Here is a 25,576-nt window from a genome sequence, read left to right as displayed (position 1 = left end):
GAGGTGGCGGTCGTGCACGACAAGGTCTGGCAGCTGCTGCAGCAGACGCGGGCCGCGATGCGTGACGTCGGCAAGTTCTACGGCGGCGGTCACCCGGATCGGACCAGGCTGGAACGCCCACAGGTCGACTGGAGAGTCGGGCGCGCGCTGGTCCCGGGCCCGGGCGTCGAATCGCGGGCGGTCTTCGGAGCTGACGCCCACGACGCCCTGAAGGACCTGGTCGCACCGAGTGCGGCCAAGCGCTTCAGCCGGTGGCGGGGCGGTCCGGAGCAGGCCGCGCAGGAGGCCCACGACAATCACGCCGTACGGCAGAGTGCGCTGATCGACTCGGTGCGAATGGTTGCCGAGCTGTCCGAGTCCCGCAGCTACGCGAACGCCGACCCGGCGTCCGAGGACGTGGAGTACGGCGCATTGCAGGAAGCGGTCGGCGGCGCCTGGACCGCGGCGCATTTCGACCGGGTCGTCGAACGGCTCGAGGGCTTCGGGCACCTCCCGCAGGGCACGGCCGCGCAGGTCGCTCTCGGGTGGAACGAGGCCGACCGGCAGCAGATCCTGGACCGCGTGCACCCGCAGGCTCCGTCCGGCTACGCCTTCGCCGAGGAGGTCGGCAAGCAGGCCGGTATGTCCGCGGACCGCACTCTGCACTGGTTGAACAACGCGCCGCCGCACGTCGCTCCGGGCGTCGCGGCCGACCTGCTGATGCGGGGCTCGGACGCCATGCAGACGCTGGCCGAGCAGAACCCGGTCGAGTACGCGCGCTTCAAGGGGGACCTCGGCGAGAACATCCGCGAGAACTTCGAGGAGCTCAACCACACGCTGGACAGTCACGAAGCGCGGACCGCCGGCGTCGACCACGCGACCCAGGCGTCGAACGGCGGCCGCCGGATCGCCGACGCCGCCCTCGCACTGATCGCAGCGAAGGAAGCCGAGCTCACGTCCGCGGCAGGGCCGGCGTCCGTCGCGCGCGACACCGCGGTCGAGTTCGACCCGCGGGTAGGCGTGGGCGATCCCCGCGGGTCAGCGCCTGCCGAGCCGGCGTCGGGTGCGCCGACGGTGGTCTGGGCTCGCCCCGACCGTTCGCCAACCCGCGATCAGGGGTGAGCCGAGGCGCGCCACTGGCCCGGTCCCGGGTGGAACGGGGTGCGCGCATTACGCCAGTACGTGGCCCAGTTGCTGGCCCGGTCCGGGTCAGCAGCCGGTGCCGGTACGGCGGCCCGGGCGGCGATCACCGTGATCAGAGCGGCGAGCTCTTCCGGTGTCGGGTTGCCTTTGCGGATCTCGATCACAATGGGATGTTCCCATGCTTCTTCGGGGGCAGGGTGTCGCGCTTGGTGCGGAGCAGGCGGAGGGCGCGGACGATCTCGGCGCGGGTCTCGCTCGGTTTGATCACCGCGTCGATGTAACCGCGCTCGGCGGCGATGTACGGGTTCGCCAGGTGGTCCTCGTACTCGGTGATCAGTTCCTGGCGGCGGGTCTCGACGTCCTCGGCCGCGGCGAGTTCGCGGCGGTGCAGGATGTTGACCGCGCCCTGGGCGCCCATCACCGCGATCTGCGCGGTCGGCCAGGCGATGTTCATGTCGGCGCCGAGGTGCTTGGAGCCCATGACGTCGTACGCGCCGCCGTAGGCCTTGCGGGTGATCACGGTGATCATCGGGACGGTCGCCTCGGCGTACGCGTAGATCAGCTTCGCGCCGCGGCGGATGATGCCGTTCCACTCCTGGTCGGTGCCGGGCAGGAAGCCGGGGACGTCGACGAAGGTCAGGATCGGCAGGTTGAACGCGTCGCAGGTCCGGACGAACCGGGCCGCCTTCTCGGACGCGTCGATGTCCAGGGTGCCGGCGAACTGCATCGGCTGGTTCGCGACCACGCCGACCGGGCGGCCCTCGACCCGGCCGAAGCCGACGATCAGGTTCGGCGCGAACAGCGTCTGCACCTCGAGGAAGTCGCCGTCGTCGACGACCGCCTCGATCGCGGTGTGCATGTCGTACGGCTGGTTCGGCGAGTCCGGGACCAGGGTGTCCAGCGCGAGGTCGGTCTCCGTCGGCTCGAGATCGGCGGGCGCGTCGTAGACAGGCGGGTCCTCGAGGTTGTTCTGCGGGAGGTGACCGACCAGGGCCTTCACCCACTCGATCGCGTCCTCCTCGTCGGATCCCAGGTAGTGCGCGTTCCCGGACTTGGTGTTGTGGGTCCGGGCGCCGCCGAGTTCCTCCTGGGTGACGTCCTCGCCGGTGACGGTCTTGATCACGTCCGGGCCGGTGATGAACATGTACGACGACTCGTCGACCATCACGGTGAAGTCGGTGACCGCGGGCGAGTACACCGCGCCGCCCGCGCACGGGCCCATGATCAGCGAGATCTGCGGGATCACCCCGGACGCGCGGACGTTGCGGCGGAAGATCTCGCCGTACAGCCCGAGCGAGACGACGCCTTCCTGGATCCGGGCGCCGCCGGAGTCGTTGATGCCGATCAGCGGGCAGCCGATCTTCATCGCCAGGTCCATCACCTTGACGATCTTCTCGCCGAACACCTCGCCGAGGCTGCCGCCGAAGACCGTGAAGTCCTGCGCGAACACGCACACCTGACGGCCGTCGATGGTGCCGAACCCGGTCACCACGCCGTCGCCGTACGGGCGGTTCGCGTCCAGCCCGAAGCTCGTCGAGCGGTGCCGCGCGAACTCGTCCAGCTCGGAGAAGGAGCCCTCGTCCAGCAGCAGCGTGATCCGCTCCCGCGCGGTCTTCTTACCGCGGGCGTGCTGCTTCTCCACCGCACGCTCCGACCCGGCGTGGACGGCGTCGTCGAGCCGCTGCTCGAGGTCCGCGATCTTCCCGGCGGTGGTGTGGATGTTCACGGTCTCTCCCATGAACGGGCAGCCTACGCGCCAGTACGCCGTACCGCCTGTGACGTCGCTCGCAGCGGGTCGCTGAACCGGTCCGGGCGATAGGTTCCGCAGGTGGCAGACGCGAATGTCGACAAGCTCGTCCAGAAGGTCAACCAACTCGTCGTGCTGGACAGCATCGACGGCGTGTCCTCGCTCCGGCGCGGGCAGACGCTCGACCTGAGCGACGGGCATGTCGAGATGCTCCGACCGCTCGCCGACAACCTGGACCTTCCGGGACGGCTTGCGAGCTCGCTCCATTCGATCTCGGACACCCGAGGGCGTTGGCACGACCGGCGGGAGGACGCCCGCGCCGGGCTGACCGAACTGGTCGCGCTGTGTGCGGACTCACTCGAGCCGGACAGCTCATTGCCGGAGCCGGCTGACGCCGCAGCGCGGGACCGGCTCGCGACGGCCGTGTGCCGCGCGTACGCCGCCAACGCAACACCGCGACTGGTCGCCGGACTGTTCCCGAACGGGCGGCCGGACGACCTCGGGCGGTTCCCGCTGCCGCAGCTCGAGGGCGACGTCGCGGCCGCGCGGGCGATGGCGGTCGCGATCGGGGCGCGCACCGCGTCCGGCGAGGACGCGGTGCTGAAACGGCTCGTTGCCGCCGGCCACGGTGGGGCCGCGTACGAGGCGGCCGGGATGCTGCTGGAGGCGCGTATGGACTACGCGCGGCTGCCCCAGGGACAGCGGGCGGGGATTCGCCGGCAGCTGGCCACGAGCATCGAGGCCGGATTCGCCGAACGGGACTTGGAGCGGGCCGCGGCGCGCGAGCTGACCGAGGAACTCGAGAACCGGCGTGAAGACGTCACCGGCGGCGCCGGCGCGATCGACACGGCCAGCGGGATCGCCACCGAAGAGGTCGGCAAGCTCCACGAGTTCCTGCAGAAGATCGACTACTGGGAGAAGCCGGCGGACCAGCCGTTGCCCGGTCTGCCGGCCGAGCGTCCGCAGTCGCTGGAGGACCTGTTCCAGCGTGTTCACGGGACGGTTGGCGAATTGACCGGAGCGCAGGAGTCTTCCTGGAACGGCGAACAGGCTCCGTGGCCGGACATGACCGGCCGGGCGACCCAGTCGCTCGACGGGATGCTCCATCTCACCCGCGACGCCCGACTTGAGCTGCACGAGCTGACACGGCACGGGTCGAGTCAGCTCACACCGGAGCAGGTCAGCGGGGCGCGCGGGGCACTCCGGGACCTCACCGCGGAGTACGCGCTGATGGCGGGGCACGCTCGTCAGGAGGGGCTGGCCGCCAGCTTGACCGAGAGGGAGTTCACGCCGGCCGAGCGGGCCGTCGCTGCCGAGTTCGCGGCGCAGAACCTCAACGACGTCGCCGTACGGACGTTGCCGCCGGAACTGGCTGCCCAGGTGGTGATGCCCGAGCCGGCGTACCCCGACACCCAGCACGGTCAGGTCGTACGGGGCTTCGCGAACGCGGTCGACAACCTGAAAGGCCTGGAGACCCGGCCGAGCGAGTCCCTGCGCCGCATGGCCGGCAGCGCCGACTTCGGAACCACCGCGGGCGAGTTGCTGGTCGTTGACTCGGAGCTCCCCGAGTCCGCCCAGCCGGCCGCCGTACAGGCGATCGCCGCGACGGTCGACCGTGGCCTCACCGACGTACCCTCCACCGCCACCGCGAACGAGGCCCTGATGCACGGCCAGGAACTCGGCCGCAAGGCCTACGCCCACACCCTCGCCCCCGACTCGCCGGCCCGGTTCGCCGTCGACGCTGCGCTCACCCGCCCACAGACCGCGGCACCGACGAGTGCTCCCACCACAACTGCCAAAACCACCCAACCCAACCCCACTCAGACCCGCGACCGCTGATTACAGAGGGCCGGCGCTGAAGAGTTTGGGGAGGCGGGCGGCTTGGGCCAGGTCGCCGCGGACCGAGAGGCGTTGTTTGAGGACGGCCAGGACGGGGTCCTCGTTGCCGGTGACGATGCGGAGCAGCGTCGTGGGGTCGGTGCGGATGGTGATGTCCGGGGGAGTGGCGCCTGGGGACTCGAGCGTGCAGCGACCGTCGTGGACGCGGAGCCAGTATTCGTCGACCGTCTCGCGGCGTCCGCCCCCGCCCGCGCCGGTGATCTGCCAGCTGATGACAGCATCGAACCCGGCGGCCCGGGCGGGTCGGAGGTACTCCGGCATCCGTCGAAAGATCTCGCGCAACGCGATCTCTCGTACACCCCCGATGAGTCGATGCCGGAGCTCCCGCTCCGACGTCCGGTCGACCAGCCGGGCGAGCTCACCCGCGTCCAGAGCCGTGAGGCCGTCGGACTCGAGCCAGCCGGCGCTGCCTCGTACGGTCATGGACCACCCCCGTTGGCAGTTCGAAGGAACACTCGCCGGACATCCTTCGGCGCTTGCGGCGCCCAGGCACGCACCTGAACACCGCAATCACTCGAAGGCTGTCCGGCGAGTGTTCCTACCAGACCGTAGGAATTTCCTACGATGCGATAGCTTTGTCAAGTGGTCGATGACGGTGAGAGGCGCCGGCGCGCGCCGCACCTCGGGCCGGAGCGTCGCCGTCCGCTCGTCCTGGACGCGGCTCTGGAGGTCTTCTCCGCGAAGGGGTACGCCGGGACCACGATGCAGTCGGTCGCGGACGCGGCCGGGGTCACCAAACCGGTCGTCTACGACTGCTTCGCGAACCGTGACGAACTGCTGCTGGCCCTGCTCGCCCGCGAGGAGCAGCACCTGGTCATCTCGATCGTCTCCGCGCTGCCCGCCGACCCGAACGTCGGCACCCCGGAGCAGCACGTCCTCGAAGGCGTGACCGCGTTCCTCACCGCCGTCGCCAAGCAGCCGCAGTCGTGGCGGATCGTCTTCGGCGCACAGTACGGCGCCGCGCCCGTCGTCGCCGAACGGGTCCTCGCGGCCCGCGCCTTCCTGGTGGAGAGCCTGCGCCTGACCCTGGTCAAGTCGCTGCCCGGCGTCACCGACCCGGACGCGAACCTCCCGGTGCTGGCCGAGCTGCTCGCCTCGATGATCGAGGCCAGCGCCCGGATGCTCGTCGTCGACGGCACCGACCGCACCCCGGCCGAACTCGCCAGGACGGTGGCCCAGGTTGTCGGCGGCGGCTTCGGCACCGTCTGACCCCGGCTTACTGTTTCGGATTACTGTGGAGTAGCTGGGGGTGCGGTCACGGTTGGCTTCCAGGGGGCGGACTTGTGCGGCATCGACGGGCGTCCGCCGATAGGGTGGGCGAACGTGAGCGAGACCGGAAGTGAGACCCGTACCCGCGCGCGGTTCGAGGTGCCTGAGGAACTCAGGGCCGACGTCCGCCTGCTCGGCGAGATCCTCGGCAAAGTTCTGGTCGAGTACGCCGGTCAGCCGCTGCTCGACGACGTCGAGAAGCTGCGTGAGCTGACCATCGCCGGTGACGGCGCCGCGGCCGAGCAGCTGGTCGCCTCCTGGCCGCACGAACGCGCTGAGGATGTCGCCCGCGCGTTCACCTGCTACTTCCACCTGACGAACCTGAGCGAAGAGCTGCACAGGGCCCGCGTCCTGCGTGAGCGCGACCGCGCCGGCAGTGAGGCCGTGGTGTCCGAGCTGGCCCAGGCGGTGGAGCAGATCACCCGCGACAGCGGCGAGCAGCAGGCCCGTGCGCTGCTGAACGGCCTGGAGTTCCGGCCCGTGCTGACCGCGCACCCGACGGAGGCCCGGCGGCGCGCCGTCCTGGCGACGATCCGCCGGATCACCTCGCTGCTGGACGAGCGCCACGACCCACGGGCGGGTGACAGCGACCTGGCGGAGAACCGTCGCCGCCTGGTCGAGCAGGTCGACATCCTCTGGCGTACGTCGCAACTCCGCACCAGCCGCCCCTCGCCGCTGGACGAGGTGCGCTCGGCGATGGCGGTGTTCGAGGAGACCCTGTTCAACGTCGTCCCCAACGTGTACCGCCGGCTTGACGACGCACTGGCCGGTGACGAGGCCGGCACGCGCACGCCGGTGGTGGCGCCGTTCGTCCACCTGGGCTCGTGGATCGGTGGCGACCGCGACGGCAACCCGAACGTGACCGCGGCGATCACCCGGGAGGCCATGCAGATCCAGGCCGACCACGTCCTGCGGGCGCTCGAGCAGGCCACCGAGGCGCTCGGCCGCGCGCTGACCCTGGACGCCGCGACCACACCGCCGTCCGCGCCGGTACGCCGCATCCTGGAAGACGCCCGCGCGGTCAACCCGGAGCTGATCACCGACATCGAGACCCGCTCGCCGGCCGAGCCGCACCGGCAGCTCCTGCTGCTCGCTGCTCGCCGGCTGGCCGCGACCCGCGCCCGCGACGCCGACTTCGGGTACCCGCGGGCCGCTGACTTCCTGCACGAGCTCAAGGTCCTGCAGGACTCGCTGGTGACCGCCGGTGCACCGCGTCAGGCGTACGGCGAGCTGCAGCAGCTCATCTGGCAGGTGAACTCGTTCGGGTTCCACCTGGCCGAGCTGGAGGTCCGCCAGCACTCCTCGGTGCACGCCAAGGCGCTGGAGGAGGTCCTCGGCGGTGGTGAGCTGTCCGACCAGACCGAGGAGGTGCTCGCCACTCTTCGCGTGATCGGTCAGATCCAGCAGCGCTTCGGCCCCGAGGCCTGCCGCCGGTACGTCGTGTCGTTCACCCGCAATGCCGGCGACCTGGCGGCTGTGTACGAGCTGGCCGACGCGGCGCTGGACGGGCGCCCGATCGAGCTGGACGTCGTACCGCTGTTCGAGACCGGTGAGGACCTGCAGAACTCGGTGGAGGTGCTGGACAACGCCATCCAGCTCACCCGGGTCCGGCACCGGCTCACCGCGAACGACCGCCGCTTCGAGGTCATGCTCGGGTACTCCGACTCCGCGAAGGACGTCGGGCCGGTGTCGGCGACGCTGGCGCTGTACGACGCCCAGGCGCGGATCACCGCTTGGGCGCAGCGCAACGCGATCCGGCTGACGCTGTTCCACGGCCGCGGTGGCGCGCTCGGGCGTGGCGGTGGCCCGGCGAACCGCGCCGTACTGGCGCAGGCTCCCGGCTCGGTGGCCGGGCGGTTCAAGTTGACCGAGCAGGGCGAGGCGATTCCGGCCCGGTACGGGAACTCGGCGATCGCGCAGCGGCACATCGAGCAGGTGACCGCGGCAACGTTGCTGGCGTCGACGCCGGCGATCGAGGAGCGGGCCCTGGTCGCGGCTGACCGGTTCGCTGTCGTCGAGAAGACGCTCGACGAGGCAGCGCGTACGGCGTACCACGCACTGGTGAAGGCTGACGGCTTCGCGGAGTGGTTCAGCACTGTGACTCCGCTGGAGGAGCTGGGCCAGCTGCCTCTCGGGTCGCGGCCTGCCAGGCGTGGGGTTGCGGTGTCGTCGCTGGAGGACCTGCGGGCGATCCCGTGGGTGTTCGCGTGGTCGCAGGCCCGTGTGAACGCCCCTGGTTGGTACGGCCTCGGTACGGCGCTGGCCGCGGTGGGAGACGTCGACCTGCTGCGGGACGCGAACCAGAACTGGCCGTTGTTCCAGGTGATGCTGGAGAACGCGGAGATGTCGCTGGCCAAGACGGACCGGCGCATCCTCGGCCGCTACCTGGAGCTGGGCGACAGGCCGGAGCTCACGCAGAAGATGCTGGACGAGCATGCGCTGACTACCGAGTGGGTGCTCAAGGTGCTCGACCAGGAGCGCCTGCTGCAGGGACGCCGCGTGCTGGGCCGTGCGGTCGAGCTGCGCAACCCGTACGTCGACGCGCTGAGCTACCTGCAGCTGCGGGCACTGCGGACGCTGCGGACCGATGACTCACTGGACGAGGAGCAGATCGTCCGCACTCGGCGGCTGCTGTTGCTGACCGTTTCTGGCGTTGCTGCCGGTCTGCAGAACACCGGATGAGGTTCAGCGACCTGGAGCGGCCCCCGCTGGATGAGCAGTTCCTGCGGGGGCGGTTGGTGCGCCCCGGTGCGTTGTGGACGCAGATCGACGTACTCGCGGAGACACCGTCGACGAATGCGGTTGTGGCAGCTGCGGCCGCAGGTGGTCAGCCTGAGGGGCTGGTCGTTGCTGCGGAGTACCAGTCGTCCGGTCGCGGGCGGCTGGGGCGTACCTGGACCACACCGCCGCGCTCTGCGTTGCTGATGTCGGTTCTGCTGCGTCCGACCGCTGTTGAGGCGTCACGGTGGCCGTGGCTGGGCCTGCTGGTCCCGCTGGCGGTGGCGGCGGCGGTGCGGAAGGTCGGCGAGATTCCGGCGCAGGTGAAGTGGCCGAACGACGTACTGGTCGAGAACCGCAAGCTCGCCGGCATCCTGCTGGAGCGGGTCGAGGGACCGGCGGCCGTCATTGGCATTGGTCTCAACGTGACCCTCCGCGAGGACGAGAAGCCGCACGAGGCAGCCACCTCCCTGGGGCTGGAGAAGGCGGCAACCACTGACCGAGCCACGGTCATGGCGGCAGTACTGCGTGAGCTCGCTGCGCGCTACCGGTCGTGGGTAGACGCCAACGGTGATCCGGACGCGGTTCTCCCGGAGTACCGCGAACTGTCCGCGACCCTGGGGCAGGCGGTGCGTGTGGAACTCCCCGACGGCACCTTCCTCGAAGGCACGGCCCGCGACCTGGCCGACGACGGCCGCCTGATCGTCGATACCGCGGACGGTCCCCGGCCGCTCGCAGCCGGGGACGTCACGCATCTGCGAACTAGTGCGTAAAGAGTTTTGCCGCGGTGATCAGGGTCTGGATGATGCCGTACCCGAGGAGTACGGCGACCAGTAGCCAGGAGATCACCAGGCGCGGGGTCTGGTTCATCGGGTTGCCTCCACGGTCGACTCGGCCTTCTGTTCGTGGAATCGCTCGGAGACCGAGCGGATCAGCAGGTTCGCGACGAACCCGACGGCCAGCACGCCGACCATCGTGAACAGCGCCGGCCGGTACGCCGCCGCGGTCAGCGTGCCCGGTTTGCCCTCGCGGTCCAGGAACCCGTTGATGATCAGCGGACCCGCGATCCCGGCCGCCGACCACGCGGTCAGCAGCCGGCCGTGGATCGCGCCGACCTGATAGGTACCGAACAGATCCCGCAGGTACGCCGGAACCGTCGCGAACCCACCGCCGTAGAACGAGATGATGACCGCGGCGAGCAGTACGAAGACCACCGTGCTGGTGTGCCCGACGGACGCCAGCAGCGTGTACGCGACGATCCCGACGCCGAGATACATCGCGTAGATCGGCTTCCGCCCGATCACGTCGGACGTCGACGACCAGCCGAACCGGCCGGCCATGTTGAAGATCGACAGCAGGCCGACGAACCCGGCCGCGGCCGCGACCGCAACGGTCGACTTGCTCCCTGCGCCACTGTCACCGCGGAAGAAGTCCTGGATCATCGGGCTGGCCTGCTCGAGGATGCCGATCCCCGCGGTGACGTTGCAGAACAGCACGACCCACAGGAACCAGAACTGCGGCGTCTTGATCGCGGTCGCCGCCGAGACGTTGCCGGTCGTGACGAGCGCCTTCTGCCGCACCGCCGAGGAGTCGAACCCGGCCGGCGCCCAGCCGTCGGCGGGGACACGGATGTTGAAGACGCCGAACATCATGATCACGAAGTAGCCGACGCCCAGCGTCAGGAACAGGCCGACCAGCGCGCCGCCGCCGGCCACCGACGTGCTCACGTTCGGGTCGTAGCCGGAGTCGTAGAGGCCGAGCAGTTGGCGGGACAGCGGGCTGGCGACCAGCGCACCGCCGCCGAAGCCCATGATCGCCAGGCCGGTCGCGAGGCCCGGACGGTCCGGGAACCACTTGATCAGCGTGGAGACCGGAGAGATGTACCCGATCCCGAGGCCGATGCCGCCGATCACGCCGTACCCGAGGTAGACCAGCCAGAGCTGGCCGGTGCCGATGCCGAGCGCCCCGACCAGGAACCCGGTCGCCCAGAAGCAGGCGGCGACGAACATCGCCTTCCGCGGTCCGTTGCGTTCGACCCAGGTGCCGCCGACGGCGGCGGACAGGCCCAGCATCACGATCGCGATGCTGAACACCACGCCGACCGCGGTCTGGCTGGTGTCGAAATGCTTCACCATCGACGTCTTGTAGACGCTGGTCGCGTACGCCTGGCCGATGCACAGATGGACGGCGAGCGCGGCCGGCGGGATCAGCCAGCGGCTGTAGCCCGGCGGTGCGACGGTGTGCTCCCGGTCGAGAATCGACAAGACTGCCATCACGGCTCCTTCTGGTCCCCAGCTTGTTAACCCACCGCGCATCCTGGCTCACTGTATGCATTTTGTGAAGTGTTAAACCTTTTCGTCCCTGGATGCTGCCCGTGTGGCTGCCCTCGATCGTGTCGGGAGGGGACAACCGAACCCGGTACCTGTGAGACTGGGGCCATGGCGATCTCGGCGAAGTTGTTGGGTGAGGACGAGTACGTCGTCGTCAGCACCCGGACGCACTGGAAGGCGCTGATCGGGCCGGTCTTCCTGCTGCTCGTGGTGGCGGGCCTGGGCGGCTTCCTGGCCGCGATCGTGCCGACCGGGTCGCTGCAGACCCCGGCCCGGATCGCGATCCTCGCGGTCGGAGTGGTGATCCTGGCGACGTTCGCGGTGAAGCCGTTCCTGAACTGGTTCTTCTCGACGTACACGATCACCAACCGGCGGCTGATCACCCGGCACGGCATCCTCACCCGGACCGGCCGGGACATCCCGCTGATGCGGATCAACGACGTGTCGTACGAGCACGGCCTGGTGGATCGCATCCTCGGCTGCGGCACACTGCACATCGAGTCCGCCGGCGAACGCGGTCAGGTGGTGCTCCCCGACGTACCGCACGTCGAGCACGTCCACCTGCAGATGTCCGACCTCCTCTTCGGCGGCCCGGAGGGCCGACCCGGCGACGGCATCCTCGAGGACGAGCAACCCCCGGAACACATGCGCCGCCGCCCACAACAGCAACAGCCCCGAACCGACGAAGGCGACACCATCTTCAGCTCGGACGACGACCGCTAGCGCAGCAGCACGGACGGGTACAGCTGCTCGGCCCGGGCGAGCAGGAGTCTGCTGGCGGTCAGGCAGCCGACGTGGAAACCGGTGGCGAAGCCGGTGTCCCCATTGATGGCACCGGACGGCGCGACCTGAGCCGCCAGTTCGAGGAGGCGCTGTCGGATCTCGAGCCGTTCCTTGCGGGCGGCGCTGAGCAGATTCCACTGGTCGAGGAGATCGCGCCGCAGCTCCTCCGCGGCCAACTGGTGGGCCTCGGCCTGCTGCTGGCTCGTGTCCACGACGTCGAGTGGCGGGAGCCCGGTGGCCAGCGCCCGGACGACCGCAGCCTGCTCCGGGCACTCACCGAAGTACTCCCGGAACAACCGGTTCAGGTGCGCGACCCGCTGCTCCTGCGTGCGCAGGCCGACCACGTGGATGGTGAGCGGCCGCCCCGACAGCTGTCCGGTTCGGTCGACGCGTGGGTGGATCGGATCGATGAGGCTGCGAGCCGTCCGGCCTTCGTCACGGGCATAGTCGAGTACTTCGTTGCGCGCGGACTTCAGACCGGCCCGCCGGCCGTCCGCGAAGACGCTCGGGTGCTTCGACGGCCGGAGCACCAGTGCGTCGGCGACAGCGCGCAGCTCGTGACGCAGACTTCCGTAGCGCCTGGGTGCCTCGACAGCCCGGAGGTGGTCGACGACCGCGGCGTTGTGCCGCCAGACCGAGTCGGCCTTCTCCAGCGCTTCGACCTCTGGTGACGCGTCCATGACGGAGTCGACGAATCGTTCCACGGAGCGCCAGGCGCGTGGAAACACGTCCCAGAGCGCATCGACCAGGGCTGTCCTGGTGTGCTCCGGGAGGTACGGCTCTCCTCCCGGTTTCCGGAGCTGGTGGTCGATCATGCTGCCTCCGGGTCCTGGTTCGTTCCAGGAACCTAGTCAGCAGCGATGACATCTCGATGACATCGGCGTCAGAAGACCTCCAAGCTGACGGGTGCGATCGGCCAGTTGAAGGCGGCGGTTGCGCGGTTCAGGGTGGCGGGGGTGTGTTCGGTGACGCGGCCTGTCGGGGCGAATTCGGTCAGTGGGCGGCCGCCGAGGTAGATCGCGCCGAGGGTCCCGATCGGCAGACTGAGGTCGGCGGGGGCGTCGGTGCGTTCGCAGGTGACCGACGACTCGTCGGCGGTCAGGCGGAAGCGGCCGGTGTTCGTCTCGATCAGGTCGTCGGTGACGTCGAGGACGACGTCGACCGGTACGGCGTACTGCCGCTGCTGGAGCGCCCGCGGTACGTCGGTGACGCGCAGCCACAGGGACTCGCCGACGCGGCGCTCGAGGGCGGTGGGTGTGCTGACGAGTTGCTGCAGCGGCTCGTCCACGGCGGCGTACCCGTAGCCGAGCTTCGCGCTCAGATCCATGGTCAGCAGGTGCTGCCACAGCACGCGGTACGCCGTGGGGTCCGGCGCGACGAGTTCCTCGACAAGGACCTCGTTCGCCGGGCCGGTCGGGACCCAGTTCATCTTGCCGCGCCAGAGCGCGTACCCGGTGATGGTGCCGGCCTCGTCGCGATGCACCAGGATCTGTCGCGCGGTCCGCCCGTTGCGGTCGTCCGGCTTGTCCTCCAGATGGCCCTGCCACCGCAACTCCGACCGCCCGGACACACCGGGGCGTTGCTCCTGCGCGCGCCGCAGTACGGTCGGCAGCTCCTTGAGCGCCTCGTCCACGGTCAGTACGCCGAGCGCGCCCGGACGGATCCTGTCGTCGGTCGGACCGACGCGGCGCAGGTCGATCTCGTAGTTCGTGCCCCACGCGGCCGCGCCGTACCCGAACCGCCCGTAGATGGCCGGCTCGCTCGCCCACAGCACCGCGATCGCCTCCTGCACCTCCCGCAACTGCCGCCCGATCAGCGCGGACATGACACCACGCCGCCGGTACGTCGCGCGCACGCCGACGCCGGTCACATGGGCCGCGTCGACCACCGCACCGGGCACCGAGAGGTCCCGCGTCAGCGCCCTGGTCGTCCCGATGACTTCCGCGCCGTCGGTCGCCATCAGCGCCCGCTCCGGCTCGAACAACTGCCGTCCGAGCTCACTCGGCGTCGCATCGAACATCATCGCCTCGCCGAACACCCCCGAGGCCACATCATGCTCGTCCGCCCGCGCTACCCGCACCTCGAAGTCAGTCACCACCGCATCTTCACATGCCCTACCGACAACCAACGCGCCTGATCGACCATCAAGGCAGGTAAGGGGGTGGTACCAATTATCAAACAGCCAATCGCGGCCGCCGTGCTCGTCGCCGCAACCATGGTCCCCACGACCGCGTCCGCCGCACCCACGGCCAACTGCGCGCTCGGGGTGGGATCCGTGACCGCCGGCGGCGACCACACCGCCCAGGTCGTCGTGGCCACCAAACCGCCGACCGCGCGGGCCAAGGAGACGACGGCGAAGGACGTGTACGCGCCCGGGCAGATCAGGGTCAGCGCGTCGATGAACGTGCTGGACGACGGCTTCGGGGGCGTCAACGTCTTCGGCTACGTCATCGGCGGCAGCACGCTGTACGCAAGCGGCTATCACGCGACGAACGGCGTCCACGACGGTGCCCCGCTGGCGCCGATCGGCGGTGGCTGGGGGAGTTTCGTCAGCCTCGAGGAGGCCGACTACCAAGGGCCCACGCAGACGCACATCACGCGCAGGAACACGTACGCCCTGCGCAACGACGGCACGCTCTTCCGCTGGACGCTCGTCAACGGTGCCTGGCGGTACAGAGCGTCCGCGCCGGGGTTCGCGGCGGTCAAGACGATGGCGCTGGTCAGCAAGTCGGCGACGTACGACACGTTCGTCGCGACGACGCGTGGCGGCGCGCTGTACACGATCCACGTCCCGACGAGCACACCCATGAAGCCGGTGGTGAAGCGGGTCCGGAGCAGCACCTGGCAGGGCTTCGAGACGCTGCTCGCCCAGAAGTGCGGTGTGTACGGGACGTTCCTGGTCGGCATCGACCACGACACGAACTCGGCGTACGCGTACGCCGTCGGCCGCTTCAACGGTGCGTCGACCGTCATCCAGGGCCTCGGCAAGATCCCCGGGACGTTCCCCGATGCGCTCTACTTCCGCTGGAAGGACCCGGGAGCGCCGCTCACCGGGGAGTGACCGCTACCGAACGACAGGCAGGTCGCCCGTGGACTCTCCGTCGAGTTCTGCCGGGGAGTCCGGGGCCGGGGTGTGTTCGGCCTCGTCGAGGGCGAGCTCTTCCCGGAAGACGAACTTGCGGTACGACCAGAAGCGGAACAGGGTGCCGAGGCCGAGGCCGATGAAGTTCGCGGCGATGTTGTCGGACAGCCAGCTGTGCAGGTCCAGGACGTACCGCGAGAAGGCCAGGCAGCCGGCCGCGATCAGCAGGCCGATGCCGTTCAGCACGAAGAACAGCACGTACTCACGGTGCAGGCCGGAGCGCTCCCGGTGCCGCCACGTCCAGTAGCGGTTGCCGAAGTACGTCACGATCGTGGCGACCGTGACCGAGATGAACTTCGCGGTCAGCGGCTTGTGGTGCAGCATGCCGACCCCCGAGTCGGCGAGCACCAGCGGGTTGTTGAAGACCAGCCAGTTGTAGATCGGCAGGTCGACGACCAGACCGAGCAGACCGACCACACCGAACTTGGCGACTTCGTGCACCAGGTGCTGGAACTGGCGGTACAGCGTGGTGACGAGCTTCAACGGTCTTCGGAACCTTCTGTGATCACACCGCGACGGGGAGGGCAGCTTCCCACGGTACCCGGCGACCGGTCCGACTCCGAAATCGCCCGCGCGCCGCGACAGCCGCCGTACGACCGATGATGTATGGACATTAGGCTCACGACCGTGAAGTTCGATCGTAAGGATCTCCCTGTCGGTACCCCGGTGGTCGGCATGGTCGGTGGCGGGCAGCTGGCCCGGATGACCCAGGAGACGGCCGTCGCCCTCGGAATCCAGCTGCGCGTGCTCGCCGAGGGCGAGACGGTGTCGGCCGCGCAGGCCGTCGCGGACGCCCCTGTCGGCGACTACAAGGACCCCGAGACGGTACGGCGGTTCGCGGCCGAGTGCGACGTGGTGACGTTCGACCACGAGCACGTGCCGACGGACCTGCTGCATGCGCTCGAGGCGGACGGTGTGAAGGTTCACCCCGGCCCGGACGCGCTGGTGCACGCCCAGGACAAGGCCGTGATGCGCGCCCGGCTGGACACCTTCGACGCGCCGGCGCCCGCGCATCAGGTGGTCGCCACGCCCGGCGACGTCGCGGATTTCGCCAAGCGGGTCGGCGGTTTCCCGATCATCCTGAAGACCACCCGCGGCGGATACGACGGCAAGGGCGTGTGGTTCGTCGACGGTCCGGAGGACCCACAGATCGCGACCGCGTTCGGCAGCGGCGTACCGATCCTGGCCGAGGAGAAGGTGGACTTCGTCCGCGAGCTGTCCGCGATCGTGGCGCGCTCGCCGCACGGGCAGGCGGTCGCGTACCCGATCGTCGAGTCGGTGCAGCGGGACGGCATCTGCGTCGAGGTGACCGCGCCCGCGCCCGACCTGGCGCCGGAGCGGGCCGCTCAGGCGCAGCAGACCGCGTTGCGGATCGCCGGCGAGCTCGGCGTGGTCGGCGTCCTCGCGGTCGAGATGTTCGAGGCGCGGGACGGGCGGCTGCTGGTCAACGAGCTGGCGATGCGCCCGCACAACACCGGGCACTGGACGATCGACGGCGCGGTCACGTCCCAGTTCGAGAACCACCTGCGGGCTGTGCTCGACCTCCCGCTCGGCTCACCGGCCGCGCGAGCGCCGTACACCGTCATGGTCAACGTGCTCGGCGGGGACGTCGAGGACATGCACCGCGGCCTGCTGCACTGCATGGCGCGCGACCCGGGCCTGAAGGTCCACTTCTACGGGAAGTCGGTGAAGCCGGGCCGCAAGGTCGGCCACGTCACGGCGTACGGCGACGACCTCGAGCAGACCCGTGAACGCGCGCGGCACGCCGCGGCGTACCTGACCGGCACGATCGACGAATAGGACAAGAGCATTGATTGGCATCGTGATGGGGTCGGACAGCGATTGGCCGACCATGAAGGCCGCGGCCGAGGTGTGTGCCGAGTTCGACGTGCCCTTTGAGGCAGATGTGGTGTCGGCGCACCGGATGCCGGCCGAGATGATCGACTACGGACGGTCAGCACACGAGCGGGGTCTGAAGGTGCTGATCGCCGGCGCCGGTGGGGCCGCGCACCTGCCCGGGATGCTCGCGTCGGTGACCCCGCTGCCGGTGATCGGCGTCCCGGTGCCGCTGAAATATCTCGACGGCATGGACTCGCTGCTGTCGATCGTGCAGATGCCGGCCGGTGTGCCGGTTGCGACCGTCTCGATTGGGAACGCTCGTAATGCCGGGTTGCTCGCGGTACGGATCCTGGCTGCGTCCGACGAGAAGCTGCGGGACCGGATGATCGCGTTCCAGGAAACTCTCGCGGAGGTGGCACGGGCCAAGGGCGTCACGGTGCGTGATGGGGCGGCAGAGCTGCGTAAAGGCTGAGGCAGTCAGTGGTTTTCCACAGGAGGGGGCGGGTAGTCATGAGTTCCCATTGCTTGTCGTCTAAGGTCGTCGATCGTGACTCCGCCCACTGACTCGGATACGCAGCGCATTCCGGTCCGCTATTGGATCTGGCTGTTCGGCGCCGTCGTGTCCCTCCTCGGTGATCTGACGATGACGTTCGCCATCAGCTGGTCCGCCACCCGGCACGGCGGCAGCGTCGCCGGCCTGATCCTGCTGCTCGCCGCCTCCCCGCGAGCCGTCCTGCTGCTGGTCGGTGGCGCGATCGGCGACAAGTACGGCGCCCCGCGCGTGCTGCTCGCGAGTTGTACGGCGATGTTCCTGGTCACCGCGGCCCTCGTCCCGGCCACCCTGGCCGTCGGCGAACCCGTGTGGCTGCTGATGATTCTCGCCGTCGTGGTCGGCACGATCGACGCGTTCTTCCTCCCGTCGTCACGCTCGATGCCCCGCCTGCTGGTGCCGCCGGCGCAGGTGCCTCGAGCGCTCGCGAGCTTCCAGGTGACCGGTGTGGTCTTCGCCGTCACCGGCACCGCGGTCGGCGGCGTCCTGGTGAGCTGGGCCGGACTCACCGCGGCCGCCGGTTTCGACGCCCTGACGTTCGGCGTGATGATCGTCGTCCTGATCCTGCTGCGGAAGACGATCGCGCCCCCCGGCCGGATGCCGGCCGGCATGTTCCGGTCGATCGGCGCCGGCATCCAGGTTGCCTTCGGCCGCCCGCTCACCCGGGCGCTGCTGATCACGATGACGGTTGCGGCCGGTCTGCTGATGCCGATGGACGCACTGCTGTTCCCGCTGCTCGCCCGCGACCACGGCTGGGACGCCGCGACCGCCGGTCTGCTGGTCGCCAGCCGCAGCCTGGGGGTGGGGGTGATCGCCCTACGCATCCTGATGTGGGGCGCGTTTCCCCGGCCAGGGATCTTCGCCGCACTCGGACTCCTGGTGGCGGCTGCCGGACTGCTCGGCCTTTCGGTGCTCGATCCGCTGCCGTTGACGTTCGCCGCCGGTGTGCTGAGCGGGATCGGCGTCGGCACGTTCACCGGTCACGTGCTGCCGCTGCTGATGAACTCGGTGGAGCGTGAGTTCCAGTCCCGCCTGCAGTCCATCGTCGTGCTCTGCCAGAGCATCGCGATCATGGTGGGGAACCCGCTGCTCGGCGGCCTGGCCGATGTGAGCGGCATCGGCATCACCGGCGTCTGCCTGGGGATCTCGGTGGCAGCCGCCATCACCGGGTGCGTCGTACTGACCCGCCCGGTGCTGCGGTCGGCAACCGTCGCTTAGGGCCTGCCCGGCGCGCGGTAGGTCCAGCCCGCGGCGCGCCACGCCGGGGCGTCGAGGTTGAGGCGGGCGTCGATGACGACCGGGTTGGTGACGACGTCCCTGAGTGCGGCCGGGTCGAGCTGCCGGAACTCTGGCCACTCGGTCAGGTGCAGTACGGCGTGCGCCTCGCGGCACGCCTCGACCGCGGTGGACGCGTAGCGCAGCGTCGGACGGACCTTCCGGGCGTTCTCCATCGCCTCCGGGTCGAACACGGTGACGTTCGCGCCGTGCAGCTGGACCCGCCCGGCGACGTCCAGCGCGGGCGAGTCGCGGACGTCGTCCGTACCGGCCTTGAACGCGGCACCGAGCACGGTGACGTTCTTGCCGATCCACTGGCCGCCGAGCATCTCGTGGGTCAGGTCAACGATCCGGGCCCGACGGTGCTGGTTGATGTCGTCGACCTCACGCAGCAGCGTGATGACCTCTTCGACGCCGAGCTCACCGGCGCGGTGCATGAACGCGCGCAGGTCCTTCGGCAGGCAGCCGCCGCCGTACCCGGGGCCGGCGTTCAGCGCGCCGCGGCCGATCCGGTTGTCGTACCCGAGCGCCTCGGCCAGCTGGGTGACGTCCGCGCCGGTCGCGTCGGCCATCTCGGCGAGCGCGTTGATGAACGAGATCTTCGTGGCCAGGAACGCGTTCGCGCCGCCCTTCACCAGCTCCGCGGTCGGCAGGTTGCACACGACCACCGGTGAACCCTCCTCGATCGGGGTGGCGAACACCTCGCGCAGCCGGGCCTCCGCGGCCTCGGACTGGACGCCGAACACCAGGCGGTCCGGGTGCAGCGTGTCCTCGACGCCGTGCGCCTCGCGGAGGAACTCGGGCTGCCAGGCGACCTCGACTGCCGACCCGGCCGGGGCCTGGCGGTGCAGGCGCTCCTCGACCGCCTTCGACGTACCGACCGGGACCGTGGACCGGCCGACCACCAGGGTCGGCTCGGTGAGCAGCGGGGCGAGCATGTCCACGACGGAGTACACCTGGGACAGGTCGGCCGCCTCGCTGCCCTCGAGTTGCGGGGTGCCGGCGCAGATGAAGTGCACGTCGGCCCAGTCGGCGATCTCGGTGTAGTCGCTGGTGAACCGCAGCCGGCCGGAGTCCACGTGCTTCTTCAGCAGCGGGTCCAGCCCGGGTTCGTACAGCGGGGCCTTGCCGTCGTTCAGCAGCTTCAGCCGGTGTTCGTCGATCTCGACCCCGATCACGTCGAAACCGAATTCGGCCATCCCGGCGGAGGTGTTGCAGCCGAGGTAGCCGGTGCCGATCACGGCGATCCGCAGGGGGCGGGAGGTCGCTTCACTCATGTCCGGGACTCTACCCATCGTGGTTATCGGCCGGTGACCGGCTCATGTCCGGCCCGTGCGTACTTGGTCACTTTCGGGGTACGACGTCCTCCGTCGGCGAGAGGTTCGTCGTACTGTGTGACTCGTGAGTAACTCATTCGAGCTGTACGCGCTGTCCGAGGAGCACCAGGCGATCCGCGAGGCCGTTCGCGACGTCTGTGACGCCAAGGTCGCCCCGCACGCCGGGGACGTGGACGAGCTGGCCGAGTTCCCGAAGGCGTCGTACGACGCGCTGAAGGCCTCGGACTTCCACGCGCCGCACATCCCGGAGCAGTACGGCGGCGCCGGGGCGGACGCGCTGGCCACGGTGATCGTGATCGAGGAGGTCGCCCGCGCGTGCGCCTCGACCTCGCTGATCCCGGCCGTCAACAAGCTCGGCTCACTGCCGCTGCTGCTGTCCGCCTCCGACGAGGTGAAGCAGCGCTACCTGCCGCCGGTCGCGGCGGGCGACTCGATGTTCTCGTACTGCCTGTCCGAGCCGGAGGCCGGTTCGGACGCGGTCTCGATGAAGACCCGCGCGGTGCTCGACGGCGACTCGTACGTGCTGAACGGCGTGAAGCGCTGGATCACCAACGCCGGCGTCAGCGACTTCTACACGGTCTTCGCGGTGACGGACCCGGACGCCCGGTCGAAGGGGATCTCCGCCTTCGTGGTGGAGAAGTCCGACGAGGGCGTCTCGTTCGGCGCCCCGGAGAAGAAGCTCGGCATCAAGGGCTCGCCGACCCGCGAGGTGTACTTCGACAACGTCCGGATCCCCGCATCGCGGCTGATCGGCGACCCGGGCACGGGCTTCGGCACCGCGATGGCGACCCTCGACCACACCCGCGTGACGATCGCCGCACAGGCGCTCGGGATCGCACAGGGCGCCCTCGACTACGCGCTCGGATACGTGAAGGAGCGCAAGCAGTTCGGCAAGGCGATCGCCGAGTTCCAGGGCCTGCAGTTCATGCTCGCGGACATGGGCATGAAGATCGAGGCGGCCCGCCAGCTCACGTACGCCGCGGCCGCCCGCTCCGAGCGCGGTGACTCCGACCTGACGTACTTCGGCGCCGCCGCCAAGTGCTTCGCCTCCGACGTCGCGATGGCCGTCACCACCGACGCCGTCCAACTCCTCGGCGGCTACGGCTACACCCACGACTACCCGGTCGAACGCATGATGCGCGACGCCAAGATTACTCAGATCTACGAAGGCACCAACCAGGTCCAACGCATCGTCATGGCCCGCCAACTCCTCAAGGGCATCAGCTGAGGCTGTTTCCGCAGGTCAGCAGCATATTCTGGCTTCCCGGCCGGCCTCTGACACGCTCGGCCGGCGGCGCTCAGGCTGCAGCCGAATCGTCTCTGCTCCGTGACTGCTCCGTCAGCCGCAGACGGAGCCTCGCGAGCCGCCGATCGACGGCCTGACGCGCGCGGTCGTGCGACGACGGCAGAAGATGCGTGTAGAGGCGAAGTGTGAAGCTCGGGTCGTGATGGCCCAGGTACTCCGCGAGCTCCTTGATGTTGACCCCGTCCTGGAGCGTGACACTGGCGTAGTGGTGCCGCAGAGCGTGCATGCCGGTCTTACGATCTGTGACAAAGTGGCGGCGGCCGCGGTTGTCTCGGGTGGGGGCGGGATGACGCCCGCCAGCGCGAGTGAAGGCTTCCAGATCGTCTCGTCGAAGTTCCGCGCTCGGATCTGTTTGCCGTCCGACCACGTGAACATGAGCCGAACGGCCTGGAGGTCGCCATCGAGCCGCTCCCAGGGGAGCGAGACCTCAGTCGTCCCGAAGCGGGCGATGTGTTCCTGTACCAGCTCGGCGACCGAGTCCGGCATAGGCACGGTCCGCACCTTGTCGTTCTTCGGAAGCGCGAAGACGAAGTCCTTGCCGAGCTTCTTCACCTGCCGACGGACCCGGATGACCCGCTCCTCGAAGTCGAAGTCGTCGGGCGACAGCCCGAAGATCTCCCCTTGGCGCAGGCCCGCTGCGTCACCAATGATCGGGATCAGACGGTACTGCTCCGGATGTGCAGCGATGATCGCGTCGACGGTCTCGTCAGGCCAGACGACGATCGAGGGATCGACCGTCGGTGGTCGCTTGACGAGCTTCGACTTCGCCGGGTTCTTCTTCAGCGCCTCGTCCTCGACCGCCAACTCGAGGCATCCGAACAGCACCAGGAACGCGCTACGCGCGGTCGACGGCCCAAAGGTTGCCGTCAGCTCCTTCAGCCAGACGGCGATCTCAGACGGCTTGATGCTCTTCACCTGCCGCTTCCCGAATGTCGGCGCGACGTGCAGCCGCCACTTCGACTCGTACTGGATCTCGCTCGACGGATCAACCGACCGTGACTTCATCCACCGCTCCGCGACTTCCGCAAGCCGCATCTTGCCGGCAGCCGGATCGATGTACTCGCCGCGAGCGATGTCGGTCTCCATCGCGTTCCCGTGTCGCTCGGCCGCGATCTTGGTCTCGAACGCCATCGACACCTCGTCGCCGTTCGGGCCGTGCCACACGGCAAGCCACCGCTTACCCTTGCCCCACCGCGCAGGCTTCCGCTCCCGCACTACCTCACCGCTGGGCTGCTTCACCGCCCGCGTCCACTGATCCTTTACGAACGCCACCGACCACACCTCCGGTTCCATGGACTCCGGTGGCTCAACGTACGGCTGCAGATCCGTTTGGCTGTGATCGCGAGACGCTGCCTGTGGATAACTGAGGTCAGGTTGACGCGATCCGGCTGCTCGTCACACCAACCGAGGGATGATTCGACTGAGCCAGCTCGCGCAGTTGCTGAAGCTCTCCGGAGTTCCACCCCTTGCTAGCGGCGGGTGGGATTCTGCCGCCGGAGGATGTTGGGCGCACGGATCGCACCGATCGGCGCAGCGCTGACGGTGAGGCCCACGAGCCCCAGATGACGATGCCCCACCCTGCGGCGGCGGGATAGACGACGAACCGAACATGGCGACAATCTGCCGACCCGATCCTTCGAATGCATGGGATGTTCTGGTTTGGTGGGCGTGCGATTTCGCCCTTTTCTGTTGGAGTTTGAGTGCGACGCGCGAGCCGCGCGACGGATTCCCAAGTTGTCGGGCCGGGGTTCTACCCTGATGGGTAGCCCACCGAGCGTCGACGGGCTGCATGAGGGATCACGCCGAGCGCCGTCAGTCCCTGGATGCTCCCCTCGAACACCATGGCGGCGGTGGGGGACCCAGGAGTTTGGGTCTCGACCGTGAGTGGTCGGAACCCTGGGGTGAAGTCCGCGGGAGCGGACCGGGCCATGAATCCCAGCCCGAACCCGACAGCTAACTTCACAGGCGTCTGAGGATTCGTCATGCCCAGAACCGGGCTCACCGCGCGCTTCGGCGTACCCGGAACCTTGCCGGCGCCTGTTGCCGCCCCGACGTGGCCGGTGCCACGTCCGCCGTGTCCCAGCACGGCCACGCCCACCCTCGCACGTACCAGCGCGGCCCGCTCGGAGCAGGCCTGCGCGGAGCCGGGAAAAAAAGTTGGTTCGGAGTTGGGGGGTAATCGGCAGAAGTGCATATACGAGGGGGTGACCCCGACGGAGTCGCGGTCTCTCCCGACGAAAGAGGCAGGTCATGCAATCCGGTGAGGCGGACGAGCTGGGGAAGCAGCCAGCTGCCGCAGCGCCGTTACAACCGGACGTAGGTGTCGGCCTCGAACCGCACTGGAAGAAGGCGGCGGCGACGTTCAAGGAGGCCGACCACGTCGACCGGTTGCAGGCCGACTACGAGTTGGTCGTTGAGCTGGGCTGGCTGAACTTCGAGGGCCCGGAGTACGACTACTTCCAGAGCGAGCTGGTGAAGTACGCGATGGCGGTGTTGACGTCCTGGATCCGGAAGCGGACGATCTTTCACTACTGTCGGCAGCGCGGGCATGGTGGTCTGCCGCCGGCGCCGGCCGGCGCGTTCGAGGACCCGGGGTACGTCGAGGATCTCGTCGTGGAGACCGTGGGTAAAGCGCTGGTGAAGTTCCGCGACTACGTCCTGGTCGGCGGCCGCTGGGACTACCGGCGTGGTGCGTCGCTTCGGACGTACTTCGTCGGGCAGTGCCTGATCCAGTTCGCGAACGTGTACAACTCCTGGCGGCGGCACGACGCCGACCGGGTCCAGGCGGTGGCGGTGGCGGAGCCCCGCGAGTTTCTCCAGCGGCACGACCCCAGCCCGGAGGAACTCGTGGTGCAGCAGGAGTACGTCGCCGGATTCCTGCGCGGCATGAAGCCGCGCGACCGTCAGATCTTCACCATGATCGGCCAGGGCCTGACCCATCTGCAGATCGCCCAAGAACTCGGGGTCACGGTCAAGGCGATCGAGCGGGCAGTTGCCAACCAACGCGACCGACTGCGCAAGGAGAGGGAAGCATGAGGAGCGAGTTCCGCAAGAAGGTCGAGAGGTCGTCGATCGGTACGCCGGCAGCGCGCGCTGCCCGGGAGACCGTGTCGACCAGGAGGGCCGCGGCGGTCGTCGCCCGGGCCGCGCAGATTCGCCGAAAAAGTTCGCGGAGGGATGGGGGGTAATCGCGATTTCTGCATATACACCAGGGGTGTAGAGCCGGGTTCAATCCAGAACCCGGCGTACCGCACACCAAGGAGAACCGATTATGGCCAAGAACACCGGGAACAACTCCCGAAAGGGCGCCGTCACGGGCCGCTCGCAGGTCCGCACCCCGAGCGGGTGGACCAAGCGCGACACCGGCACCGGGCGCTTCATGGACGGCAAGGCCGACGGCAAGCCGTTCAAGGGGGTCCGCCGCGAGGACTGACCTCGTGGCGCGGTGACGGCCCGGGGTACCGAGAACGCCTGAATCGTTCTCGGTATCCCGCGGCCGTAGTTTGCAAGCACCAGACGTGAGAGCCCGCGGTGGGAGAAGGAGCCGATGTCCATACCGTCGACAGCGACCCAGTTGCTGATCATGCTGCTGTTCGTCGTACCCGGGTTCGTCTACCAAGGCGTGAGGGTGAACCTACGCGGCCGACTGGCGACCGATGTCGACCTGTCGACCCGCCTGGTCGGGGCGATCGTCCGGTCGGCGATCTTCGGGCTCGTCTACCTCGCGATTGGCGGAAAGCTCCTGGTCGAGGCTGCCAACGGGAAGGGGTGGCTGATCGATCACGTCCGCGTAGCCGCTCTCATCGCGCTCGTCGGTGGGTTCGTTCTGCCGGCGCTCCTCGGGCTGGTGACAGCGCCGGACAACGCCGCGCTAGTGAAGTGGTTGCGGGAGCGGGAGGTCTCGCAGTGGTTCAGCAACCTGTTCTCGTACGACCACACGCCGACGGCTTGGGACAAAGCCTTCCAGGACCGCACCCCGTGCTTCGTGCGGATCCTGACCTCCGAGAAGGAATGGATCGCCGGCTACTACGGCCTGAACTCCTACAGCACGTCATTCCCCGAGAAGCACCAGGTGTTTCTCGAGGCCTGCTACGAGGTGTCCAAGACCGGCCAAATCGGAGATCCAATCCCAGGCTCAGAAGGTGTGATCGTCTCGTGTGAGTCGGCGATCTCGATCGAGCTGATCGCACTCGAGGAGTCGGATCAGCGCACACTGGAGCAGGTCGAGGAAGGAGCGCCCGATGGTTAAGAACCTTCCG

The 25,576-nt window shown here is 68.9% G+C and carries 24 protein-coding genes, 1 pseudogene and 1 riboswitch; of the genes and pseudogenes, 14 read left to right on the top strand and 11 right to left on the bottom strand.

The genetic code is table 11. From position 1 onward, the window contains the following. Positions 1-3: 3 nt before the first annotated feature. On the top strand, positions 4-1,101 hold the full coding sequence (locus E0H50_RS13910) for a hypothetical protein (protein WP_131287956.1): 1,098 nt from the start codon (positions 4-6) through the stop codon (positions 1,099-1,101). Here the strand turns inward: E0H50_RS13910 and E0H50_RS13905 are convergent. Both E0H50_RS13905 and E0H50_RS13900 read right to left on the bottom strand, forming a co-directional pair. Continuing rightward, positions 1,092-1,286 (bottom strand): acyl-CoA carboxylase subunit epsilon, encoded by a 195-nt coding sequence (locus tag E0H50_RS13905; protein ID WP_420323245.1) that lies wholly within the window; start codon positions 1,284-1,286, stop codon positions 1,092-1,094. The two genes, E0H50_RS13910 and E0H50_RS13905, sit on opposite strands and share 10 nt — an antisense overlap. After that, on the bottom strand, positions 1,283-2,860 hold the full coding sequence (locus E0H50_RS13900) for an acyl-CoA carboxylase subunit beta (RefSeq protein ID WP_131287954.1): 1,578 nt from the start codon (positions 2,858-2,860) through the stop codon (positions 1,283-1,285). The genes E0H50_RS13905 and E0H50_RS13900 overlap by 4 nt, the downstream gene beginning before the upstream one ends. Before the next feature lie 90 nt (positions 2,861-2,950). On the opposite strand from E0H50_RS13900, the gene E0H50_RS13895 reads away from it, so the two are divergent. Continuing rightward, positions 2,951-4,708, top strand: a complete 1,758-nt coding sequence (locus E0H50_RS13895; RefSeq protein WP_131287951.1) for a hypothetical protein — start codon at positions 2,951-2,953, stop codon at positions 4,706-4,708. Here E0H50_RS13895 and E0H50_RS13890 read toward each other — a convergent pair whose 3' ends face one another. Beyond that, the gene (locus tag E0H50_RS13890; RefSeq protein WP_131287948.1) at positions 4,709-5,191 is read right to left on the bottom strand and encodes an SCP2 sterol-binding domain-containing protein; all 483 of its coding nucleotides are present in this window, start codon (positions 5,189-5,191) and stop codon (positions 4,709-4,711) included. It lies immediately after the preceding gene. Between the two features lie 159 nt (positions 5,192-5,350). Between E0H50_RS13890 and E0H50_RS13885 the strand changes: the two genes are divergently transcribed. The 3 genes from E0H50_RS13885 to E0H50_RS13875 all read left to right on the top strand — a co-directional run bounded on the left by E0H50_RS13885 (position 5,351) and on the right by E0H50_RS13875 (position 9,528). Next, a complete protein-coding gene (locus E0H50_RS13885; protein ID WP_131287945.1) occupies positions 5,351-5,977 on the top strand; it encodes a TetR/AcrR family transcriptional regulator in 627 nt (208 codons plus the stop codon). A gap of 114 nt (positions 5,978-6,091) precedes the next feature. Further along, the gene (locus tag E0H50_RS13880; protein WP_131287942.1) at positions 6,092-8,719 is read left to right on the top strand and encodes a phosphoenolpyruvate carboxylase; all 2,628 of its coding nucleotides are present in this window, start codon (positions 6,092-6,094) and stop codon (positions 8,717-8,719) included. Then, positions 8,716-9,528 (top strand): biotin--[acetyl-CoA-carboxylase] ligase, encoded by an 813-nt coding sequence (locus E0H50_RS13875; protein ID WP_131287939.1) that lies wholly within the window; start codon positions 8,716-8,718, stop codon positions 9,526-9,528. The genes E0H50_RS13880 and E0H50_RS13875 overlap by 4 nt, the downstream gene beginning before the upstream one ends. On the opposite strand, the gene E0H50_RS44495 is transcribed toward E0H50_RS13875, so the two are convergent. Together E0H50_RS44495 and E0H50_RS13870 are read right to left on the bottom strand one after the other, a co-directional pair. Further along, positions 9,518-9,625 (bottom strand): MFS transporter small subunit, encoded by a 108-nt coding sequence (locus tag E0H50_RS44495; protein ID WP_420323244.1) that lies wholly within the window; start codon positions 9,623-9,625, stop codon positions 9,518-9,520. The two genes, E0H50_RS13875 and E0H50_RS44495, sit on opposite strands and share 11 nt — an antisense overlap. Further along, on the bottom strand, positions 9,622-11,028 hold the full coding sequence (locus E0H50_RS13870; protein WP_131287935.1) for an OFA family MFS transporter: 1,407 nt from the start codon (positions 11,026-11,028) through the stop codon (positions 9,622-9,624). Before E0H50_RS13870 ends, E0H50_RS44495 begins: the two co-directional genes overlap by 4 nt. Positions 11,029-11,193: 165 nt before the next feature. Here E0H50_RS13870 and E0H50_RS13865 point away from each other — a divergent pair, with 165 nt between their 5' ends. Then, positions 11,194-11,808 (top strand): PH domain-containing protein, encoded by a 615-nt coding sequence (locus tag E0H50_RS13865; protein WP_131287932.1) that lies wholly within the window; start codon positions 11,194-11,196, stop codon positions 11,806-11,808. On the opposite strand, the gene E0H50_RS13860 is transcribed toward E0H50_RS13865, so the two are convergent. Then, the gene (locus tag E0H50_RS13860; protein WP_131287928.1) at positions 11,805-12,683 is read right to left on the bottom strand and encodes a hypothetical protein; all 879 of its coding nucleotides are present in this window, start codon (positions 12,681-12,683) and stop codon (positions 11,805-11,807) included. The two genes, E0H50_RS13865 and E0H50_RS13860, sit on opposite strands and share 4 nt — an antisense overlap. A 68-nt stretch (positions 12,684-12,751) precedes the next feature. Beyond that, complete coding sequence (locus tag E0H50_RS13855; RefSeq protein WP_131287925.1) at positions 12,752-13,963, bottom strand: GNAT family N-acetyltransferase; 1,212 nt, start codon at positions 13,961-13,963, stop codon at positions 12,752-12,754. Between the two features lie 180 nt (positions 13,964-14,143). On the opposite strand from E0H50_RS13855, the gene E0H50_RS13850 reads away from it, so the two are divergent. Further along, positions 14,144-14,929, top strand: a complete 786-nt coding sequence (locus E0H50_RS13850) for a hypothetical protein (RefSeq protein WP_238150953.1) — start codon at positions 14,144-14,146, stop codon at positions 14,927-14,929. 3 nt (positions 14,930-14,932) lie between these two features. Here the strand turns inward: E0H50_RS13850 and E0H50_RS13845 are convergent, their stop codons facing one another. Beyond that, positions 14,933-15,493 (bottom strand): GtrA family protein, encoded by a 561-nt coding sequence (locus E0H50_RS13845; RefSeq protein ID WP_131287922.1) that lies wholly within the window; start codon positions 15,491-15,493, stop codon positions 14,933-14,935. A 144-nt stretch (positions 15,494-15,637) separates the two neighbouring features. Here E0H50_RS13845 and E0H50_RS13840 point away from each other — a divergent pair, with 144 nt between their 5' ends. The 3 genes from E0H50_RS13840 to E0H50_RS13830 all read left to right on the top strand — a co-directional run bounded on the left by E0H50_RS13840 (position 15,638) and on the right by E0H50_RS13830 (position 18,617). Further along, positions 15,638-16,810: a 5-(carboxyamino)imidazole ribonucleotide synthase gene (locus E0H50_RS13840; RefSeq protein ID WP_238150952.1), complete on the top strand. Its 1,173-nt coding sequence runs from the start codon at positions 15,638-15,640 to the stop codon at positions 16,808-16,810. 25 nt (positions 16,811-16,835) lie between these two features. Then, positions 16,836-17,321, top strand: a complete 486-nt coding sequence (gene purE, locus E0H50_RS13835; RefSeq protein WP_131288564.1) for a 5-(carboxyamino)imidazole ribonucleotide mutase — start codon at positions 16,836-16,838, stop codon at positions 17,319-17,321. Between the two features lie 75 nt (positions 17,322-17,396). Next, positions 17,397-18,617, top strand: a complete 1,221-nt coding sequence (locus E0H50_RS13830) for an MFS transporter (protein WP_131287916.1) — start codon at positions 17,397-17,399, stop codon at positions 18,615-18,617. Here E0H50_RS13830 and E0H50_RS13825 read toward each other — a convergent pair. Next, entirely contained in the window at positions 18,614-19,951 is a 1,338-nt protein-coding gene (locus E0H50_RS13825; RefSeq protein ID WP_202868129.1) for a UDP-glucose dehydrogenase family protein, read from the bottom strand. The two genes, E0H50_RS13830 and E0H50_RS13825, sit on opposite strands and share 4 nt — an antisense overlap. Before the next feature lie 124 nt (positions 19,952-20,075). Between E0H50_RS13825 and E0H50_RS13820 the strand changes: the two genes are divergently transcribed. Then, positions 20,076-21,239 carry an acyl-CoA dehydrogenase family protein gene (locus E0H50_RS13820; RefSeq protein WP_131287913.1) on the top strand — a complete coding sequence of 388 codons (1,164 nt, stop codon included), beginning with the start codon at positions 20,076-20,078 and terminating at the stop codon, positions 21,237-21,239. A gap of 70 nt (positions 21,240-21,309) precedes the next feature. On the opposite strand, the gene E0H50_RS43785 is transcribed toward E0H50_RS13820, so the two are convergent. Then, on the bottom strand, positions 21,310-21,543 hold the full coding sequence (locus tag E0H50_RS43785) for a tyrosine-type recombinase/integrase (RefSeq protein ID WP_238150951.1): 234 nt from the start codon (positions 21,541-21,543) through the stop codon (positions 21,310-21,312). Between the two features lie 653 nt (positions 21,544-22,196). Further along, positions 22,197-22,352, bottom strand: a pseudogene (locus E0H50_RS44660) (tyrosine-type recombinase/integrase); the annotation flags it as partial. A 785-nt stretch (positions 22,353-23,137) separates the two neighbouring features. Then, positions 23,138-23,300, top strand: a riboswitch (cyclic di-AMP (ydaO/yuaA leader). A 267-nt stretch (positions 23,301-23,567) separates the two neighbouring features. Between E0H50_RS44660 and E0H50_RS13810 the strand changes: the two are divergent. The 3 genes from E0H50_RS13810 (at position 23,568) to E0H50_RS13805 (ending at position 25,566) form a co-directional block, all read left to right on the top strand. Continuing rightward, positions 23,568-24,353, top strand: coding sequence for an RNA polymerase sigma factor (locus E0H50_RS13810; RefSeq protein ID WP_131287907.1), 786 nt, complete (start codon positions 23,568-23,570; stop codon positions 24,351-24,353). A 235-nt stretch (positions 24,354-24,588) separates the two neighbouring features. Next, on the top strand, positions 24,589-24,750 hold the full coding sequence (locus E0H50_RS42905) for a hypothetical protein (RefSeq protein ID WP_165547120.1): 162 nt from the start codon (positions 24,589-24,591) through the stop codon (positions 24,748-24,750). A 114-nt stretch (positions 24,751-24,864) separates the two neighbouring features. Continuing rightward, the gene (locus tag E0H50_RS13805; protein ID WP_131287903.1) at positions 24,865-25,566 is read left to right on the top strand and encodes a DUF6338 family protein; all 702 of its coding nucleotides are present in this window, start codon (positions 24,865-24,867) and stop codon (positions 25,564-25,566) included. The last annotated feature ends 10 nt before the right edge of the window (positions 25,567-25,576 follow it).

It is taken from the genome of Kribbella sindirgiensis (assembly GCF_004331435.1).
Taxonomy (GTDB): Bacteria; Actinomycetota; Actinomycetes; order Propionibacteriales; family Kribbellaceae; genus Kribbella; species Kribbella sindirgiensis.
Note: the sequence above shows the minus strand (reverse complement) of the source record. Positions and strands in the feature narration are given on the sequence as shown.